This window comes from Gammaproteobacteria bacterium, from assembly GCA_019748175.1.
Taxonomy (GTDB): domain Bacteria; phylum Pseudomonadota; class Gammaproteobacteria; order JAIEPX01; family JAIEPX01; genus JAIEPX01.
The window spans coordinates 47,533-66,169 of record JAIEPX010000012.1 but is presented as its reverse complement, the minus strand read 5'-3'; the positions used below and the strand labels follow the sequence as shown (position 1 = coordinate 66,169).

At 38.9% G+C, this 18,637-nt stretch carries 13 protein-coding genes; 5 read left to right on the top strand and 8 right to left on the bottom strand.

All coding sequences use genetic code 11. The features are described 5' to 3' along the window. Positions 1–12: 12 nt before the first annotated feature. Positions 13–1,080: a hypothetical protein gene (locus K2X50_06535; GenBank protein ID MBX9586899.1), complete on the bottom strand. Its 1,068-nt coding sequence runs from the start codon at positions 1,078–1,080 to the stop codon at positions 13–15. A gap of 19 nt (positions 1,081–1,099) precedes the next feature. Continuing rightward, a complete protein-coding gene (locus K2X50_06530) occupies positions 1,100–3,103 on the bottom strand; it encodes a hypothetical protein (protein MBX9586898.1) in 2,004 nt (667 codons plus the stop codon). 541 nt (positions 3,104–3,644) lie between these two features. Here K2X50_06530 and K2X50_06525 point away from each other — a divergent pair. Next, positions 3,645–4,478, top strand: coding sequence for an FKBP-type peptidyl-prolyl cis-trans isomerase (locus tag K2X50_06525; protein ID MBX9586897.1), 834 nt, complete (start codon positions 3,645–3,647; stop codon positions 4,476–4,478). 97 nt (positions 4,479–4,575) lie between these two features. On the opposite strand, the gene K2X50_06520 is transcribed toward K2X50_06525, so the two are convergent. From K2X50_06520 to K2X50_06495, 6 genes are all read right to left on the bottom strand, one after another. Beyond that, positions 4,576–5,184 carry an ABC-type transport auxiliary lipoprotein family protein gene (locus K2X50_06520; protein ID MBX9586896.1) on the bottom strand — a complete coding sequence of 203 codons (609 nt, stop codon included), beginning with the start codon at positions 5,182–5,184 and terminating at the stop codon, positions 4,576–4,578. Between the two features lies 1 nt (position 5,185). Continuing rightward, positions 5,186–6,049: an MlaD family protein gene (locus K2X50_06515; GenBank protein ID MBX9586895.1), complete on the bottom strand. Its 864-nt coding sequence runs from the start codon at positions 6,047–6,049 to the stop codon at positions 5,186–5,188. 150 nt (positions 6,050–6,199) lie between these two features. Further along, positions 6,200–6,970 (bottom strand): ATP-binding cassette domain-containing protein, encoded by a 771-nt coding sequence (locus K2X50_06510; GenBank protein MBX9586894.1) that lies wholly within the window; start codon positions 6,968–6,970, stop codon positions 6,200–6,202. Beyond that, positions 6,970–8,088 carry an ABC transporter permease gene (locus tag K2X50_06505; GenBank protein MBX9586893.1) on the bottom strand — a complete coding sequence of 373 codons (1,119 nt, stop codon included), beginning with the start codon at positions 8,086–8,088 and terminating at the stop codon, positions 6,970–6,972. The genes K2X50_06510 and K2X50_06505 overlap by 1 nt, the downstream gene beginning before the upstream one ends. Before the next feature lie 12 nt (positions 8,089–8,100). After that, entirely contained in the window at positions 8,101–8,601 is a 501-nt protein-coding gene (locus tag K2X50_06500; GenBank protein MBX9586892.1) for a peptidyl-prolyl cis-trans isomerase, read from the bottom strand. Between the two features lie 132 nt (positions 8,602–8,733). Continuing rightward, complete coding sequence (locus K2X50_06495; GenBank protein ID MBX9586891.1) at positions 8,734–9,480, bottom strand: hypothetical protein; 747 nt, start codon at positions 9,478–9,480, stop codon at positions 8,734–8,736. Positions 9,481–9,622: 142 nt separating this feature from the next. Here K2X50_06495 and K2X50_06490 point away from each other — a divergent pair, with 142 nt between their 5' ends. From K2X50_06490 to K2X50_06475, 4 genes are all read left to right on the top strand, one after another. Beyond that, positions 9,623–12,184, top strand: coding sequence for a PD-(D/E)XK nuclease family protein (locus K2X50_06490; GenBank protein ID MBX9586890.1), 2,562 nt, complete (start codon positions 9,623–9,625; stop codon positions 12,182–12,184). Between the two features lie 15 nt (positions 12,185–12,199). Next, positions 12,200–15,598 (top strand): UvrD-helicase domain-containing protein, encoded by a 3,399-nt coding sequence (locus K2X50_06485; GenBank protein MBX9586889.1) that lies wholly within the window; start codon positions 12,200–12,202, stop codon positions 15,596–15,598. 78 nt (positions 15,599–15,676) lie between these two features. Next, on the top strand, positions 15,677–17,509 hold the full coding sequence (locus K2X50_06480) for a hypothetical protein (protein MBX9586888.1): 1,833 nt from the start codon (positions 15,677–15,679) through the stop codon (positions 17,507–17,509). A 97-nt stretch (positions 17,510–17,606) separates the two neighbouring features. Beyond that, complete coding sequence (locus K2X50_06475; protein MBX9586887.1) at positions 17,607–18,497, top strand: 5'-nucleotidase; 891 nt, start codon at positions 17,607–17,609, stop codon at positions 18,495–18,497. The last annotated feature ends 140 nt before the right edge of the window (positions 18,498–18,637 follow it).

The window sequence follows — 18,637 nt, the reverse complement described above, 5'->3', positions numbered from 1 at the left end:
GATGAAAACTATTTATGAAGTGAAATAAGTTGGTTGGTAAGTTACAGGCTCATCATCTGTACTTAGGTGTTTCTGTTCCCTAACATGACTGTCAGGAGTGTAAAAAGCTTCAAACAAATGCCGAGCTGGAAGTCCTGATTTAATCGGACTAATACCGCTGTCCTCTTCAATAAGAAAGTCTTCTGAAGAGGGACGCCTCTTAGTAAGAACACCTTCAACTTTTTCGAGTTGATCTGCAGAGATTGTCTTAAACTGATTAAAGTTTACAGGGACTCGCGCAGGAGCAGGCTTGTTAATCTCGGGATGTGTAACAATGGTATCTAGAAGTTTTGAGGTGATGGGAGGAGTGTTAAACATTAAATCGCCTAGCGTCGTAGAGACAGAGGCGATTATTAACTTAAGTAAATTCCTAAATTGCCATCTAAGAGATTTAAGTTCGGCCTTGAATTCAGAGGGCAGAGTGTTTCGAGATAACACAGTACGTGCGATAAACTCAATTTTAAAGTTTTCAGGATTCCTCAGCAACATCAATGATATTGTAGGGTAGGTCTCGTAGCTGTTAACTAGGAAACTACGAAGGCCTTTGTTGTGGTAAGGAATGTGAAGAGGAGGGTTGCAAGGCGTATTAGTCATATAACCTAGTAATAGCGTTTCAAAATCCTTTGCAAGAGCCGGAGTCTTTGTAATTTGCTCGAGTAGAATTCGATATTCAGACGCTATATGCGAACAATCCCGAAGTGATAAAAGAAACTTTATTCGAAGTTCAGAATCATGCTGAAGTTGATTGACTACAAACACAGAGTGTTTTTGTACCAACTTGGCTAACTTCCGTTGTTTATCAGCGGAAACCGGAGATTCTAAAAGACTGTATAACTCACTGTAGAGTCGTAAATGAGGATTTTTTTCCTTTAGAAGAGTATCCCTTTCACTTTGAATAAGATGCTCTTGAAAAGAGCTCCAAATTTTAGCTGATTGCTTGCCATCTTCCATTGCTTTAGAAAGAGAGCGAGCATTGAGCTTACCCTCTATGAGCCAGATATCATGGCTAAGCTTATCAAATTCAATCGGAGCTCTTTTCATAACAAATATCCTTTACAACTTAGTGACTACCCGGACCGCCATTCATAGAAGTAACGGTAGTATTTCCAAGATCTTTTGTAGCATCCAAGACGGAAGTATTTATACCATTGGCCGGTGCGGGGTTCAATTTAGTATAGATAGAAGTAAAGTGAGTACTCATATCTTTAATTTGAGCTACCTTGACAAAGAAATTGGCAAGTGCCCAATAGATGATTGGAGTTTGGAACTTTTCTCCCTGAGGTTCTGTTACAGCTAGTGTTGTGAGCACTTCATTATATTCATTTAATAAAGGCTCTGTTAGGTCCCCAGGTTTCTCATCATTGAGTTTTTTATATACTGATTCGATAGTATTTGCATCAGGAGCCACGAGCAATTTGGTAGCATCAACCAAGGATTTATAGAGAGCGTTGTTAGCGTCAGGTTTGATAACTCCTTTATCAGTAAGATATTTGGTGAGGAACTTACTGATCGCTAAAATAGCTTCAAATCGAACTTCAGAGATGCGATCTTTACCTACGATTTTAGGTTTAAGAAATTCTAAAGCTTCTTCTGATGTTTTCGCATCCGCAATTTTGGTAATCTTTTGGCCATTTCCAGTGGCGGGAGCAGTAGCTACTGCTGCAGTCTTTGCTCCAGGAGTTTTGAAATGTCCTGCTTGACCAGCTGCCTGAGCTGCTGAATGACCTGGTGCCTGGGTTTTCGGAGCTTTAGCTTTATGTTGTTTGATCTCTCTAATACTTTCATTAAGTCCTAGAGCTTTTCTACCTGAAACGGAAACATTACTGAATGATTCTTCAACGAGTTGAATACGAGCTTCATGGGTGGGGGCTTCTGGGGCTGCTGTCATTAGTCTATGGATAACTTGACCAGCTTCCCGAACATGAGATTCTGCTTCTTGATGCGCTGCTTGGAAGGCTATCATTTTTTCAACGATAACAGTTTCGCGAGCAATCAAATCTTGGTTTGTTTTTTCTGTGGCTTCAAGTTTACCATCAACTCTTCCCTTCTCAACAGCGATAGTTTCCTTTGCTGATCGAATAGTATCTAATTCAGCCGCTGACTTATCTCTGGCTGCCTCAGCTGCTTCAAGCCTAGCTTTCAGAGTTGCATTTTCCGAAGTCGCTTGATAAGAGGTTTGTCTCAATTGTTGCAATTCAGCTTCGAGTTTTTCTATTCGAGTTTTTTGAGCTAAGGAATCTTCTTTTAATTGAGCGATAAGAGCATCTTTAGATCCATCAGTGGCTTTCAGTTGTATGTTAGAGACGTTTAAAGAAGCAATTGTTTCAGCCTGCTCACGAATCTTTACTTTGTCTGCATCAGCTTCTTTAGTCAACCTGTCTCTGAGCTCTTCAAGTGCCTTAACTGCTTGCTTTAGTTGCTCTAATTGAAATTTATTAGATTCTAAAGTGATAAGACCATCTTGATTAGTTTTCCTTAATTGAGACAATTCAGTTTTTTGTTGAGCTATTTCACCACTTAGGTTATCAATTTCTCTCGATTGAGAGCCTACTTTACTACTAAGACTACTTTTTTCAAGTTCAAGGGTCGTAATGCTACCTTTAAATATAGCGATTTCCGCTCTAAGGTCTTCAAGCAGCTTAAGATGTGATTGGTCTTGTGATTGAACCTTAGCTGATTGAGCAGATGGGGCAGGTGCATCAAGAGAAGCAAGTTCTTTATTAGTTATACTATCGATTATTAAGTTAGTGTGGGTAGTGAAGATATCAACTAATTTATTAATAAAATTGCGAGTCCCCTTGCCAAAACCTTCATCGAGTTTAGCGTCAGTTAACCAATTAGTTAGTTGTCGAAAGATTTCAGCAGGTGTAGCAGCAGGATTTTTATGAAGCCATGGCTTTATTTTGCCACAAACTATAGTCGCATTTTCTAAACCGAATGAGTTGCTTGCTGCATCTTCAAGAGCGCTGATAAAATCTTTGCGTAGTTTGCCGAAAGATGATGCATCGAATTTGGCAAGTAATGCTTTTTCCTCAGCAGATAATTCTCGTGGTTTACCTTGCATAATTATTTTCTCCCTGTAAAAGTTTGTAAAAATATCAACTCGCACATAATAATCAGTAATAGGTAAAAAAGCAATAGATAATGCCAAGAAAAATATTTAATTAATAAAATTAGAATAATATTGTAACACCATGTTAAATAGCGATTTTTATCCATCATGATTATATGCCGTTTCCTACTATATGATTTAAAAGTAAACGTCATAATAATGGTTATGAGTAACGGCTCGGGATGTTAAGCCTCGGCATGTTCAGATCACAAAGAGAGTAGAGTTGATTTTATCAGATTATTTTTGAATGGTTCTTATGATTCAAAAAAAGCAATTTTAACAACTTATATACAACTCTATTTCCTGTAAATTTCCTTACAGGAAATAGTGTGATAGGTCTATTTTCATACTTTTCTCAGTGTAAATATGGCCTATTTGCTCTATACTTTAACTCCTGGCTTAGATATTGCGTAATCAATCAGCATGTATACGCACTGGATTGTTTATGCCCTATCCGAATTACGAAGTTTACTATTAAATTAAGGAGATACTTATGCAAGTTCGTTATTTATCTATTGCGCTGTTTACAGCCACTGTAATAGGCGTTTCATCGGCATTTGCGATTCCAGCTTCAAAGAATGCTCAAACTAATTCAACTGTTCAAGCAGTACAACCTACAAATCCAAGTAATGCTCTTAATAATGCTGCTGACCAAAATGCACAACCTGCTGATATCAATAAGGTGAGTTTTTCAATTGGATACACTATGGGTTCAAATTTGATTGAACAATTTAAGCAATTAAATCAAAGTGAATTACTCAAAGGTTTTCAACAAGGTCTATCAGGAGCTCAGCCTACAATTAGCAAAGAAGATATGCAGCGTCAGTTGATCAATTTTCAACGTCAAGCTATGCAGCAACGATTTGAAGATTTAAAAAAATTAGCCGATACCAATAAACAAGAAGGTGATAAATTTCTATTAGAAAATAAATCAAAACCCGGTGTTACTATCACAAAATCTGGTCTTCAATATAAGGTCCTAGCAAAAGGAAATGGTCCTACGCCTAGTGAGACAGACAGAGTTTTTGTTAATTACTCAGGGCGCTTAATTAATGGCGAAGTTTTCTCAACGAGTCAAGAATTAGGTGATAAACCTGCAGCGTTTACTTTAAATGGTGTAATTCCTGCTTGGAAAGAAGCCCTGAAATTAATGCCTAAAGGTTCAAAATGGGAAATTTATGTGCCTGCTGATTTAGCTTATGGTGCTCGTGGAACTCATGGCAAAATTGGACCAAATGCGACACTTATTTTCACTATTGAGCTAGTCGATGTCCAAAAAGCGAATGCTCAATCTTCAAAATCACCTACAACTGCAAACAATAGCTAATTTCTCGTAATGCTGAACGCGGGTGTGTATAAGCATCCGCGCTCTACTCTACTCTACTCTACTCTACTTTCTTCAGTCAAAAAACAGTCTTTCTAAGCTAGTGATTAAGTGATCGAACCGTGAACTCAGCGATTTGATTTAGTAGTAAATCCACTGCTTTATTTGCGGCCAAAACACCACCGTACGGTGTATTTTGTGAAGCCCTAATAGAAGTATTAAATGTCTGAGTTTTAATCACTTTATTATCATTTGAGGTTAATATTTCAGCTTGAATTTTCATTTGAATTTGGCTCGGTTGCACAGCAAAATTTTGTTGTAGTTCTATTAAGTGAAGTCTTAAAACATATTGTGGATTAGAATTGTATTCATTGCTCATAACCGCATTAAATTGACCAGTATCGCGCAATTTTTGAACCAAAATCGGATGCATCATTTCTGATGGAGGAGCTGCCCATTGGTTTAAAGCAAAGTGGGTTAATTCATAGCGTTTTTTTGAGTAAATCATTTTGCGTGAATCATAACCAGTGACTGCTGTAGGTGTATTCACTATTAATGTGATCTTTTTAGTTTTATGAGTTGTGGCATGATAAACTCTATCATGGGCAGAAAGAGTATAGGTTGATATTTCGGGTGTTTTTTGCGGAGAGAATAAACTACAACTGCAAATAAAAATTGAACATGTTAATGGTATCAACATTTTTTTCATACTATTTTTCTCCTGGGCCTTTTGCAACTGGAGCTTTACCTCGAATTAACATTGAAGGATTTTTACTCAATTCATCTGTTAACTCTTCGATGTTATCAAGCGACCGTTTGAATTTTAGAATCATCTGGTCTGCAGCGGGTAAAGTTTGTTGTGATAAACTTTGCATGCTTTGTTTACCTGCTTTTAAGGAGGTTTCTAGTTGAGTCATTAATGCAGGTAATTTATCACTTGCTTTAGCACTGTTATCGATTAATTTATTCAATGATCTTAAAGTATCGTCGATGTTTTGTGAGTTTTTTTCGAATGTGGCAGTGATTTCTTGTAGATTTTTTAAGCTACCTTTCAAGGATGATTTGTTTTCATCACTCATTACGTCATTTAAATTTTTTGCTACGGATGTGATATTTTCAGACATTGATTGCACTGTTTGATCGAGTCGAAATAATAATGATGGTTTTGATTGAATTACAGGATACATTTCACCAGGTTTTATTTTTAAGATCGGCGCATGCGTTTTTTCAGCTGTCAGCCCTACAAATGCAATGCCCGTTAGACCTTGTACGAGTAAAGAAGACCGAGTCGCTTCATTAATAGGTGTGCGCTCTTGAATTTTTAACAATAATCGCACTTGTTGTGGATTTTGAGGGTTTAAATTAATTTTATCGACGAAACCAACTTCAACTCCATTGAACTTGATGGGTGCTTTTTCACTTAATCCAGTGACGGCTTCATCCATATAGGTGACGTAAGTATTATAACGATGGGTGCTATGAATACCAGCAAGCCAAATCGTTGCACCGATAATGGCAAGCGTTAGGATTGCCATAAACAAACCAACAATGATGTAATTAACTTTGGTATCCATACTCCAGTCCTTGGGTATCTCTGGGTTATTTTAGCAGATTATTACTTAGTTATCGAGCAGTGCAGCATTTCTCTCCGCTAATATATCTGATCGCGAGTTGATCTTCTAAACCTTGAATGCAAATGATTATCCTTCGGCGAAAAATACCGCCTATTCTCTCTTTTGTCTTACCTGCCCACGTGGCCCTTTGAAATAACTTTTGATGATAGGATTAGGGTTCTCGATGAGCTCCGCCATGGTTTGCTCTGCCAGCACTCTGCCCTCGCCTATAAAGGCTACTTTGTCCGAAACTCCCCATAGCGAATCGAGGTCGTGACTAACCATGACGATGGTTAAATTAAGCGCTTCCTTCAAAGCTTTTATTAGCTCATCAAATTCGTCAGCACCTTGAGGGTCAAGTCCAGATGTTGGCTCGTCTAAAAAAAGTAATTCTGGGTCTAGAGCAAGAGCGCGTGATAAAGCTGCTCGTTTCAACATTCCGCCGCTCAGCTCACCGGGTAATTTATACGCTGCATCTTCATGCAATCCGGTGAGAGCAATTTTCATCATCGCGATTTCTGTCAATAATGCTGGACTTAATTTTGTAAATTCTTTCAAAGGAAATAATACATTTTCCAAAACAGTCAATGAGCTAAACAAAGCACCATGTTGAAACAACATTCCCCAACGATGTCGAACATGTTGAGCATCTTTTGCTGATGCATTTACAACATCAATCCCGAATATTTTAATTGTTCCGCTTGTTGGTTTTTGCAACATCAACAAACTGCGTAAAAGTGTCGTTTTACCACTTCCACTACCGCCCACTATGGCATAGAGTTCACCCTTTTTAATTGTTAGATCAAGATTTTTATGTACCCAATTACCGCCTAGAAAATTACAGAGTCCTCGAACTTCAATGATTGTTTCGTCGTTCTTCATCAAAGACCTGCCCAGCTATAAAGTACGGAAAAAATTGCGTCTATTACAATGATTAAAAAGATTGCTTGGACCACGCTCATAGTAGTATGGGCTCCAATACTTTCAGCAGTATAGTTCACTCTAAAACCTTGAAAGCAGCCGACCAAGGCAATTGCGATACCAAATACGGGTGTTTTACCTAATCCAGTCCATAATGTCGTTGCATCGATGCTATCTGCAAAGCGAGATAAAAAATCTGCCGGGGTAATTCCGAGCATGTTTCTTGCCATAACCATACTGCCAAAAACAGCAAAAAAATTTGCCCAGATAGTTAAAAGAGGAATTGAGAGAATGGTCCCTATCAATCGTGGAACGACTATTCGATTCAGTGGTGATAGTCCTAAGGTTTTTAATGCATCGATTTCTTCGTTGACTTTCATTAATCCAATTTGAGCAGTAAAGGATGATCCTGTACGTCCTGCGACAATAATAGCTGTGATTAAAGGTCCAAATTCACGTAAAATTGCCATGCCTGATAAATCGACAATATAAATATTGGCACCATAAGTTTCGAGTTGTCTCCCAAGTTGGTAGGCTAGCACGATGCCAACTAAAAATGAGAGTAAAGCAATGATGGGCAGTGCATGATAGCCAGCGTCTTCAATAATCCGAAGAATGGCTTTACCTTGAAACCGTCTAGCTCGACCAAAAATTCCGCGAATAACAATACTGACTTCACCCACAAAAGATAAAAATTCTAGCGCTCCGATCACACGCTTTACGGTTTCTTTTCCAATTAATGAAAAAAAATTGTACTGTTCAATAGGTTTTTCTGAGTGTGTGAGTGATTCCATTTTTTCTTGAATTAAGGAAAATAAATTGGTTTGTTGTTGACTAAAATTTTCCAGCGTAGAACTGATTTTGGTTTTTTTGAGACGATTAATGGTTCTGTAAATTAACCAAGCTCCACCACTATCCAAATAGGTGAGTTCTCCGCCATCGATGATGACAGGAGATTTGATAATTTCCAAAATGGCCTTAATTTGGTTTTCGACATTGCTTAATTTTCCAACTCGCCAGTCACCTTGACAATAGATAATATTGTTTTGTTGATCATACCTGATCGAGTGGGCATTCATTGTTTTCACGGATTATTGTGAGTCGAGCATTTCAATTGATTGTATAATCACGTCTTCGCTTGGTACATCAGCATGTCCTGCACGAGAAGTTGTTTGGACCAGGCTGATTTTGTTAACGACATCGATCCCGTTAACTATTTCACCAAAAACACAATATCCCCAACCATCTTCCTGGGTTGATTTAAAATCGAGGAAATGATTGTCAGAAACGTTGATAAAAAATTGTGAACTTGCGGAATGGGGATCCGAAGTACGTGCCATCGCAATGGTTCCAATTTTATTTTTCATTGATTTAGGCGCTTCGTTTTGGATGGGCTCTTGGGTAGGTTTATGAATCATTCCTTGCTCAAATCCACCACCTTGGATCATGAATCCTTTAATAACACGGTGAAATATTGTCCCATCATAAAAGCCACTTTTGACGTAGTTTATGAAGTTTTCAGCAGTTTTAGGTGTGTTTTCCGTGTCCAGTTTGATGGCGATATCGCCATAATTGGTGTGTATAAGAATCATGTCGTATCCTTTTCAAGTCCTAATGTTACATGGTAACGCCATCGCTGCGATTGGTCAATATCCCCAGCGCCTCAGCATCTTTCGATTATGGATTTTTGGATATTTTGGTTACTCAATACAGTGTTGCTGATTTCAAAGAGTAAACTCACATTCCAGTATATCTGAGGTTTGGGCGTTATAATTTTTCAGGCTACGAATTAATGTTTCACGTAGTTTAGTTCTTAAACCAGAATCTTGGTTAAAACTGTCTTCTGGTATGGCTTTAATATTCAAAACTTTCAGTAGATTTGTATCGCGCAAAATAGCCCTAAGAACGGCACATTGAAAATTATTAGAGTCTAAAGAAGTTGGATAAACATTACCAAAAAAACTTTTTTGAGTTCGTGATAGTTCGTCAATGAAATATTTTACACCAGCTGTACGATTTTTTGAAAAAGTATTAAGTATATTCTCTAACAATTTATATCCTTGCTGATAACCCTCTAAAGTAGTATCGATGAGTGCTGAATGGATTGCGTAGCAAAGACATAACACGGGATCATTAAAATCAAACACCTCAGGATAATCGCGTTGGAGTTGAGCTCTTTGAGAAATAAGGTAAGCCTCCGCTTCAGTATAGGGGGCTTTAGGGTCAGTGGTACCTTTAAAAATCCACAATAACTCTGCGATAATTTTGTATTTATTTTGATTGGTTTTATCTTTGCACGTTTTAAAGGTATCTAAAACCGCCTGAAGTAAGATTTTTGGCTGATCAGATCTGTCGGGCGTTGTGGGTTGGTTGGGGTTTTCACGTCCAAGGAGTAGTTTTTGAACGTCAGGAATACTCAGCTCTCCAATAGCTTCAAGTAGCGTTTTTTTTTGTATAAGCGACTTTTTCATTGATCACTCTGTCTGTGTTGTTCCTTTAAACTACATTCTGCTCAACGGAGACCGTTGTTGACTCATAACGAGTGTGGTTATAGTGTAACACAATTAAAGCACTGTAGAACAGCCCACCGTTCACTTTATTAGGACTTAATGGATGACACTGGATCATCGTTTTTTAATGGAGATAACCCCTCAAGACCTGGTTATTACAGCGAATCGACGCCTAGCGACCCATTTGCTGCATCAGTTCGAACAGGCTCATTGTGGACAAAATAAGGCCTGGTTGACACCCGCGATTCTACCCCTATCAAACTGGTTAAGTAATCTTTGGGCCCATTTACGGAGGCCACAGCTATTGCTGGATTCGGTGACAAGGCTATGGATTTGGCAAGGTATTCTAAAAGAATTCACTAACGATGCTCCTTTATTGGACTACCAACGAGCAGCTGAGTTGGCACAGGAAGCCTGGCAATACACTCATCAATGGAGAATCCCCTATGCCATCTTAGAAAGTAGTGAATATGAAGAAGTGAAGGTTTTTTTACAGTGGGCACGTGAATTTCAAAAACGCTGTGAAGAGAATAATTGGTGTGATGAAACGCTGTTACCTGAGCTGCTATTAAATGCTCTACCCTCTTTACGCGATCAATGTCCTCAACGACTTTATTTGGTTGGATTTGATACTGTGCCTCCTTCAGTTCAAATTTTATTGGATGCACTATCTTCTACAACAAAAATTATTATTCCTCAGCAACCCATCTCACAAGCGACTACGAAGAAGATAGTTTTGAATGATCGTAAGACAGAATTTCATTTGTTAGCGCAGTGGGCAAAAAAAAATTGGCTTGAAAATCCGCAACTACAGTGTGGATGTATTGTTCCTGAATTGCTTTCCGATAGAATCAATGTGGAACGTGCTTTTTTCGAAGAGTTTAAGCATGATTTTAATAAGGCCGTTAATATATCCGGCGGTGATTCACTGTTGAGCTTTTCAATGGTACAGACACTGATAACATTGCTCGAGCTCGTGAGTGGTCAATCTTTACAATTGTCAAAACTAACGCCTCTGCTTTTATCGCCCTATTTACATGGTGCCATTGAAGAAAGAGATCAGCGTGCGATTTTAGATAGAGAATTACGAAGTTTTCATCATGAAGGATTCAAGCTGACAGAATTGGTAGGACTACTACAAAAAACAACTAGTTGTCCAAAATTATTTTCTTTATTTAATGTTGAATATTTGCGCGATAATTCCAGGCATCGATTTCCTAGTGAGTGGGCAAAGGTGATTAAAAATACCCTTACCCATTTTGGATGGCCAGGCGAACGCAATTTAAGCAGTATTGAATATCAGTGTGTGAACAGTTTTCAGCAAAAACTACAGTATTATGCAGGATTGGATGGGATTTTGAACACCCATTCTTTCCAACAAGCGATCGATGTTCTGCGCGATTTATTATCTAAAACACTCTTTCAGGGCCAATCAGATCATCATGCACCCATCCAAGTGCTAGGGTTATTAGAAGCCAGTGGATTATTTTTTGATAAGGTGTGGATTACTAGCATGAATGATGATACATGGCCACGGCCATCATCACCAAATCCATTTCTTCCTGTACAATTGCAACGTAAAGTAGGTGTGCCTCGTTCGAGCAGCACACATGAACTGGAATATGCACAACGGATAATGCAGCGATTATCTCATTCAACCTCTCATCTTATTGCCAGTTATTCTCTTCAAAAGACCGAGGAACAACGTGAATTATCACCTAGTCCACTGATTTTGAATTTTACTGAAACTTCTTTGACTCAACTTCAACTCGAACTCCCTACACTGCCTACCGTGAAGGCACTTTTAGAAAATTGGGTGGATGATATCGCACCACCTTTACAAGATTCAGAAAAAATAAGAGGGGGTGCGACCATTCTACAACGACAAGCGGAATGTCCCTTTAGAGCCTTTGCAGAAATTCGCTTAAAGGCACAGCCCTTTGAGGAAGTTGAACTAGGGTTATCACCTGCTGAACGAGGAAGTTTAGTCCATGAAGTCATGGCAGAAATATGGCGTGAATTAGGTAATAGCACAGAATTGCAACACATTAGCCAAGAAAATCTTAATGGTTTGATACAAAAAATTGTATCGAATATCGTGAATGAATTAAGCACACCACTACGCGATTTAGAAATGACCCGATTAACTAAACTGGTGCAACAATGGTTAACATTAGAAAAATCACGATCAGATTTCATCGTAACTGCGATTGAGGAACCTTTTAGCTTTTCCATAGGAAAATTAAATTTGCGACTACAGGTGGACCGCATTGATACTTTAAAAGATGGGTCTCATATCATCATTGATTACAAAACAGGAAGTCCTTCCCCACAAAGTTGGTTTGGTGAGCGTCCGGACGAACCTCAATTGCCTCTTTATGCTCTTCACGATTCTGAACGAATCAGAGGACTTGCGTTTGCACAAATTCGTGTCCAGAGTGTGAAATTTAATGGCATTACAGCAGAAGCGGGACAATTACCGAATATCAAAGCCTCCCCTATTCCCTGGGAAAAGCTTTTAAATGAATGGGAAATTAACTTAACAGCTTTAGCCAATGATTTTGCTATGGGTAAAGCAGTTGTTGATCCAAAAAAATATCCTACAACCTGCTTGTACTGTCATCTTGCATCAGTCTGCAGAATTAACGAAAAAGTGAGTGAATAATGGAGTTTTTAGACGATGGATTATAATATTATTGATGCCGATGAGCGCTCACAAGCCCTGGATGTAAAGCGTTCTTTTATTGTACAAGCGCCTGCGGGATCAGGAAAAACAGAATTATTGATACAACGAATATTATCATTATTAGCGTATGCCTGCGAAGAACCTGAGCATATTGTTTCTATCACTTTTACTCGTAAAGCCGCTGCCGAAATGCGTAAGCGTTTGTTATCGGCCTTAATGATTGCTCAAACTCAACCAGAGCCTGAGCAACCACATGCTTTAGTAACCTGGACATTAGCGCGTAAAGTTCTTGAAGTGGATGCTCAAAAAAAATGGCAACTATTACAAAATCCTAATCGTTTACGACTTCAAACAATTGATTCATTGTGCGCAAATATTGCACGAAGTGCGCCGTATTTATCCCAATTTGGTTCAGAACCTTCGGTATTTAGCGATCCTACTCCGTATTATCAACAAGCCGCTCGTGAGTTGATGAAACAATTATCGCAAGACTCAAGTTGGCAACCTGCGTTGGCCCGTTTATTACTGCATCTTGATAATGATTGGAATACCGTCCAAAAAATGTTGACCTCAATGTTAGGACGTCGAGATCAATGGTTAGCCCATTTATTGGAGCATAATGATTTAGAAAGTAAACGACATGCACTTGAGTTAAGCTTAGAGCATGTGATTACTGATACTCTAGAATTGAGTGTTGATTTGTTTCCTCAACATTGCCAATCTGAATTACTATTTTTATTACGATCTGCTGCAACAGTGCTTTCACAGATCGAAACTGAAAATCCATTTGAAACTTTCTTGGATCAAGCAGACTTCCCCGCTGCAAATGTAGATGATTTGTCTGCCTGGCAAACGATCGCCAATTTTTTATTGACTCAAACGGGAGACTGGCGGAAATCATTTACAACGGCTCAAGGGTTTTTAGCTCCTTCAGCAACAAAAATAGCGTCTGAAAAAGAGCAGCGTATCAGAGCCAAACAACGTTTAGAGGATTTGATCAGTGAACTAAAAAATCACGAGGAACTGCATCAACTATTGTTAGAAATACAGCAGCTACCTCCACCTAAGTATTCCGATGAACAATGGCAAATTTTATCCGATTTGGTCATCTTGCTGCCGATTTTAGCTGCACAATTGCAGTTGGTTTTTAGAGAACATCATGGTGTCGATTTTATTGAGGTGGCCACAAGAGCACGTCTGGCGTTAGGTTCTGCCGATAATCCTACAGAAATGGCGCTCAATTGGGATTATCGAATTCGACATTTATTAGTGGATGAATTTCAAGATACCTCTACACCCCAATTTCATTTAATCGAATTACTGACTGCTGGCTGGCAACCCAATGATGGTCGAACACTATTTTTAGTGGGTGATCCCATGCAATCAATTTATCGATTTAGGGAAGCTGAGGTAGGTTTATTTTTACGCGCTCAATTACAGGGAATTAATGATATAGCGTTGACACCTTTGCAACTCACGGTGAATTTTCGATCAAAACCTCAAATTATTGAGTGGATTAATTCTTCTTTTCAAACACTGTTTCCTGCTCAAGATGAAATGAGTGTTGGAGCCGTGACTTACGCTCCTTCTCATTCTCCAGAACAATCGGAAGAAGGTAATGTTGCTGTTCATCCATTAATTAATTCAAATACTGATGAAGAAGCTCAAAAAGTGGTTTCAATTATTGATAAAACACGTGAAGAAAACCCTGAATCCCGAGTCGCTATTTTAGTTCGAGCAAGACATCACGCTGCGGCAATTTTTGTTGCACTACAAAGAAAGGGTCTCCGATATCAGGCGCAAGATATGGAGAAAATGAGTCATCGTGCAGTCATTCAAGATTGTTTCGCGTTGACTAGAGCTCTACTCCATCCTGCCGATAGAATTGCGTGGTTGGCAGTTTTGCGTGCTCCGTGGTGTGGATTATCATTGGCCGATTTATTGGTGATCACACAAGCGGCTGGCTCAGGCGTTTTATGGTCTGTGATCGAACAGTTCGAAACGATTGAAAATTTTACTGAAGACGCCAAAACTCGTTTAACCCGTGTTGTACCCATTTTGCAACAAGCACTCTCACAACGAGGACGACTGACATTACGTAATTGGATTCATTCAACATGGAAAGCTCTTGGCGGACTTTCATGTATTAAACAATCCGCTGATTTTCAAAATGCTGATCGTTATTTTGCATTACTCGATCAACTTTCTCCTCTTGAAATGTATGATTTTTCTTTAATTGAAAATCAACTCAATAATTTATTTGCAACCGTCGATCCAGAATCTGATGATCGTTTACAAATTATGACCATGCATAAAGCAAAAGGACTCGAATTTGATGTGGTGATTTTACCGGGTTTAGAACGTACTGCAAAAGCGGATAGTGCACAATTATTACTCTGGTGGGAACGTCCTCGTCCGGATGCTCAAGCCGACTTAATACTAGGTCCGATTAAACCAACTGCCAGCTTGGGAGATTCAATCTATAATTATCTACGCTTTCAAGATGCGTGCAAATCCCAATATGAAATTACTCGAGTGCTTTATGTTGCAGCTACTCGTGCGAAAAAAGCCCTTCATTTATTGGGAAATGTTGAAATTTCTGATGAAGAGGTATTATCGCTTCCTCCTCAAGATAGTTTTTTGCGAATGTTATGGCCACATATAGAACATGAATTTCATCAAGCAAAAGATATTCATTCAGTACCTGATATTATTCAAAAGTCGGTGAAAAACATGGCTAGGTTGCCTGCCGATTTTCAAAATCCTGATAAAACACAAATAGTTGGTGTCATTGTACATCAAGACTCACCAATTAATGAGGAGTTATCAACTTTACCTGATTGGTCTCTTGATCAAACAGCGGAACATATTGGTACAGTTATTCATCGCATGTTAGAGCGCATTGCCAATGAAGGTTTGCAACGTTGGCAAAATTTTAATTCAATTGATCATTATCCACTCTGGGAAACTCAGCTACAACAATTAGGAGTCGCTCATTCCGAGATTCAATCTTCGTTAGAAATTATTTCTGACGCACTCGTTAAAACGTTGGCTGACGAAAAAGGTCGTTGGATTCTGAGTCAACATGCTGAAAGCCATTCTGAATACCCTATTACTCTGGTACAAAATAATGAGGTCGTTCACTGTATCATTGATAGGACCTTTGTTGATAATGAAGGCCAGCGTTGGATTATAGATTATAAGAGTGCTATTCCAAAGGCAGAACAAATGCCCGATGCCTTCCTGCTAGAGGCCTTCCATTACCATGCCTCTCAGCTCCATCTCTATGCCAAAGCCTTCTCCTGCCTGGAACAGCGGCCTATCCAGCTGGCCCTCTACTTCCCTCGTTCTAGCCTTTTCTACGCCTGGAACTATGAGGCTATTGAGGCCTGATCACAGGCAAACAACTACCCTATAAGCTATAATTGTAAGTGTAGATCGGCACTGGTTATAGTTGTAGAAGGTAAGGCTATGAAGATTAAAGAGAGCACTGTTCAGGAGTTAATAAGGGGATTTCATACAAAATATCCAGATCGTAATGCTATACTTTCGGCGGGCATTAATCATGTGCAAAATGAGTATCGTGATATTAAAAAAACCGTAGATCAGTACGAAGGTGAGAATAAAGCAGAGTTTTCTCAACAAGTACATGGAATCAGCAACCTCATTAATGCAGCAGCTGAACGGCTAAAAATAGTAATACAAACACGAGTTCAAAGTAGTGAAATATACGAAGCACTTGATGATATTATTGGTCAACTTAATATTGAGACTTCAATTGGGCCTGATATTATCCAACGCATTAGTTCTTTAAAAAATAAATTTGCAGCTTTGAAAAATAATGGAGATTTCAATAGTCTTCCTATGGAAGAGAGAGAGAATCAAGAAACGATTATTCGAGGTAACTTTCAGATAGTAGAAAGCATTCTATTACTACATGATGTTGACGTTGAAAAAGAAGTCCGTGAGCTTGAAGATCAGAGTACATCAGAGTTGATAGATATACTCGATGAACCAGCTCCTGTTGTTGAGCCCGATCATAATGCCACAAGACAATTGTACACGAAAGGTTCAAAAATAGAACAAGATTTAGTAGACCGCATTAAGGGTATAGATGAATCTACAGGGATAGATAAAAAAAAATTCAGGGCAAAAATTGAAGATGGATATTCTGACTATAGGACAACTAAATCTATACCAGAATCAATTGACTCTGAAATGGAATGGTCTGGTTTAAAAGATATTCTTAGCACAATATCAACTAAAAACAATACGGCTATAAGATCAAAAAACAGCAATAAAGTAGAAGCTCAATTGTCAGAAGTTATAAAGTTCAAGGGTGAATTGAAGAGTGCTTTGACTGCGCTACCTCGTAAAATGAGTGATGCGCAGTCAGCCTATTACTATGTCATTAAGGTCGCTATCTCAGAACTCAATAAAATGGAAAGTGCTCTTTATAAAGAACTTAAACCACTCCAAGCGATTGAGTATAAAGAAGCTAGAGATGCAATTAGAGAAATGTTGGAGAAAGGCCATAATTTGGATCCATTGATCAGCAGACGAGATCCAAATAGTCCGCATAAAAAATTTATGGAAGAATTTAATTCAATCGAAGCAAAAATTAATGCTGGTAACAACCCAGGCCAATTTCTTGACAGACTGCATGAGATGAAGGCCCAGCTTGAAGAAGCAAAACCAAAAGTTATTATGGGATCAAGAAGAAGTGCTGCTGAGCCTGCAGCCTCTGTGAGTGCAAAAGCACCACCTATACCACCACGTCCAAGTAATAGGGCTTCAACTTCAGAAATAAATATAACCGTTAATGTCGATAACATATCAAAGAGTATAGATAAACTAGTTAATTCGCCGGGTCCCTCATCAATATCAGTGCAACCATTAAAAGCTGTATCTGATTATAATCGACTTAGAACTGAAATTGCATCCTCTAATACGACGAATCCAGAAAAGCTAAAAGGTTTAGAAGAAAATAGAAGAATATTAACTCAAGCGATGGGATTTGGTGAGCAAATTGAACGCTTAGAGAAGCTCGCCAATGATTCAAAAGTGCTCTCTTCTCCTGATAATTTGCAGAAAATGTTAGCTGCAGTGACTAAACTAAGCAAAAAATTAAACGAAGAAGTTGTAAAGTTAGAAAAAGATCAAAAAATAAATCCTCGAGCAAATGCAGCAGCAGATGTCATTGACGTTGCCCTGATTAAACTCGATCAGGTCAAAGCTAAAGTAGTGCAAAGTATGCCATCTCAGCAAAGAGCAAAAGAAGAAACGCGCCATTTTAAACAGTAGGGGTCGGATCTACCCCACCTATACCTTAATTAATCTAATTGTGAGAAAATGACTTCAAGATTTGAAATAAGTTAGATCAGTCTATAAGGAACACAATATGCCTAAGCATTTAGACGATAAATTAGTGATCGCGGTCTCATCCCGGGCTTTATTTGACTTGACTGAGAGCAATACAGTCTATGAAGAAAAAGGCGTGGAAGCCTTTGCGCGCTATCAGGTCGAGCATGAAAACAATATTTTAGAGCCTGGTGGGGCATTTGGGTTGGTTCAGAAACTGCTTAATCTAAACAAGTACGGACCATATGTCGAAATCATACTGCTCTCTCGCAACAGTGCCGATACGGGCTTACGCGTTTTTAACTCGATTGCACATTATCAACTGGATATTACTCGCGCAGCATTTTGCAGCGGGGAAAGTCCTTATCGTTATATTTCAGCGTTTGGCTCACATTTGTTTTTATCGATGGATCCTGCCGATGTCCGAAATGCACTCGCTGATAATTGTGCTGCGGCAACAATTTTGAACGAAGAACCCTCTAGCCAAAGCCATCATCAACTTCGTATTGCATTTGATGGAGACGCCGTGATTTTTGGCGATGATGCTGAACGGGTTTATCAAGAACAGGGGCTTGAGGCTTTTGTGGAGAGTGAAAAGGCCTCTGCCTTTAATCCCCTACCTGGAGGCCCTTTTAAAGGATTTTTAAGTGCATTGCATCAATTACAACAGCTATTACCCACTGAAAATTCACCACTGCGTACAGCTTTGGTGACGGCTCGTTCTGCACCCGCTCATGAGCGCGTTATTCGTACGTTACGATCATGGAATATTCGTTTAGATGAAGCGTTATTTTTAGGTGGCTTAGAGAAAGGTCATTTTTTGAAAGCGTTTGGGGCTGATATATTTTTCGATGATCAACGGGTTCATTGTGATTCGGCGAGTCAGCATGTGGCTACGGGGCATGTGCCACATGGTGTTGTGAATGTGTAACTAAACGTCCATATTTAGACTATCTTGGGCGTAAAAATTGATTTTAAAATCCTCATTTATCAAGAGTAAACTCGGTTTTAAAAACAATTTTCACCCAACCTGGACAAAATCTGAACGTTTTAGCCATTCTAACCAAGGCG

Bases quoted from the DNA above. Each gene is read 5' to 3' on its own strand.
- K2X50_06515 (MBX9586895.1), bottom strand. From the start codon at position 6,049: ATGGATACCAAAGTTAATTACATCATTGTTGGTTTGTTTATGGCAATC.
- K2X50_06505 (MBX9586893.1), bottom strand. From the start codon at position 8,088: ATGAATGCCCACTCGATCAGGTATGATCAACAAAACAATATTATCTAT.
- K2X50_06485 (MBX9586889.1), top strand. From the start codon at position 12,200: ATGGATTATAATATTATTGATGCCGATGAGCGCTCACAAGCCCTGGAT.
- K2X50_06480 (MBX9586888.1), top strand. From the start codon at position 15,677: ATGAAGATTAAAGAGAGCACTGTTCAGGAGTTAATAAGGGGATTTCAT.
- K2X50_06535 (MBX9586899.1), bottom strand. From the start codon at position 1,080: ATGAAAAGAGCTCCGATTGAATTTGATAAGCTTAGCCATGATATCTGG.
- K2X50_06530 (MBX9586898.1), bottom strand. From the start codon at position 3,103: ATGCAAGGTAAACCACGAGAATTATCTGCTGAGGAAAAAGCATTACTT.
- K2X50_06495 (MBX9586891.1), bottom strand. From the start codon at position 9,480: ATGAAAAAGTCGCTTATACAAAAAAAAACGCTACTTGAAGCTATTGGA.
- K2X50_06475 (MBX9586887.1), top strand. From the start codon at position 17,607: ATGCCTAAGCATTTAGACGATAAATTAGTGATCGCGGTCTCATCCCGG.
- K2X50_06490 (MBX9586890.1), top strand. From the start codon at position 9,623: ATGACACTGGATCATCGTTTTTTAATGGAGATAACCCCTCAAGACCTG.
- K2X50_06510 (MBX9586894.1), bottom strand. From the start codon at position 6,970: ATGAAGAACGACGAAACAATCATTGAAGTTCGAGGACTCTGTAATTTT.
- K2X50_06525 (MBX9586897.1), top strand. From the start codon at position 3,645: ATGCAAGTTCGTTATTTATCTATTGCGCTGTTTACAGCCACTGTAATA.
- K2X50_06520 (MBX9586896.1), bottom strand. From the start codon at position 5,184: ATGAAAAAAATGTTGATACCATTAACATGTTCAATTTTTATTTGCAGT.
- K2X50_06500 (MBX9586892.1), bottom strand. From the start codon at position 8,601: ATGATTCTTATACACACCAATTATGGCGATATCGCCATCAAACTGGAC.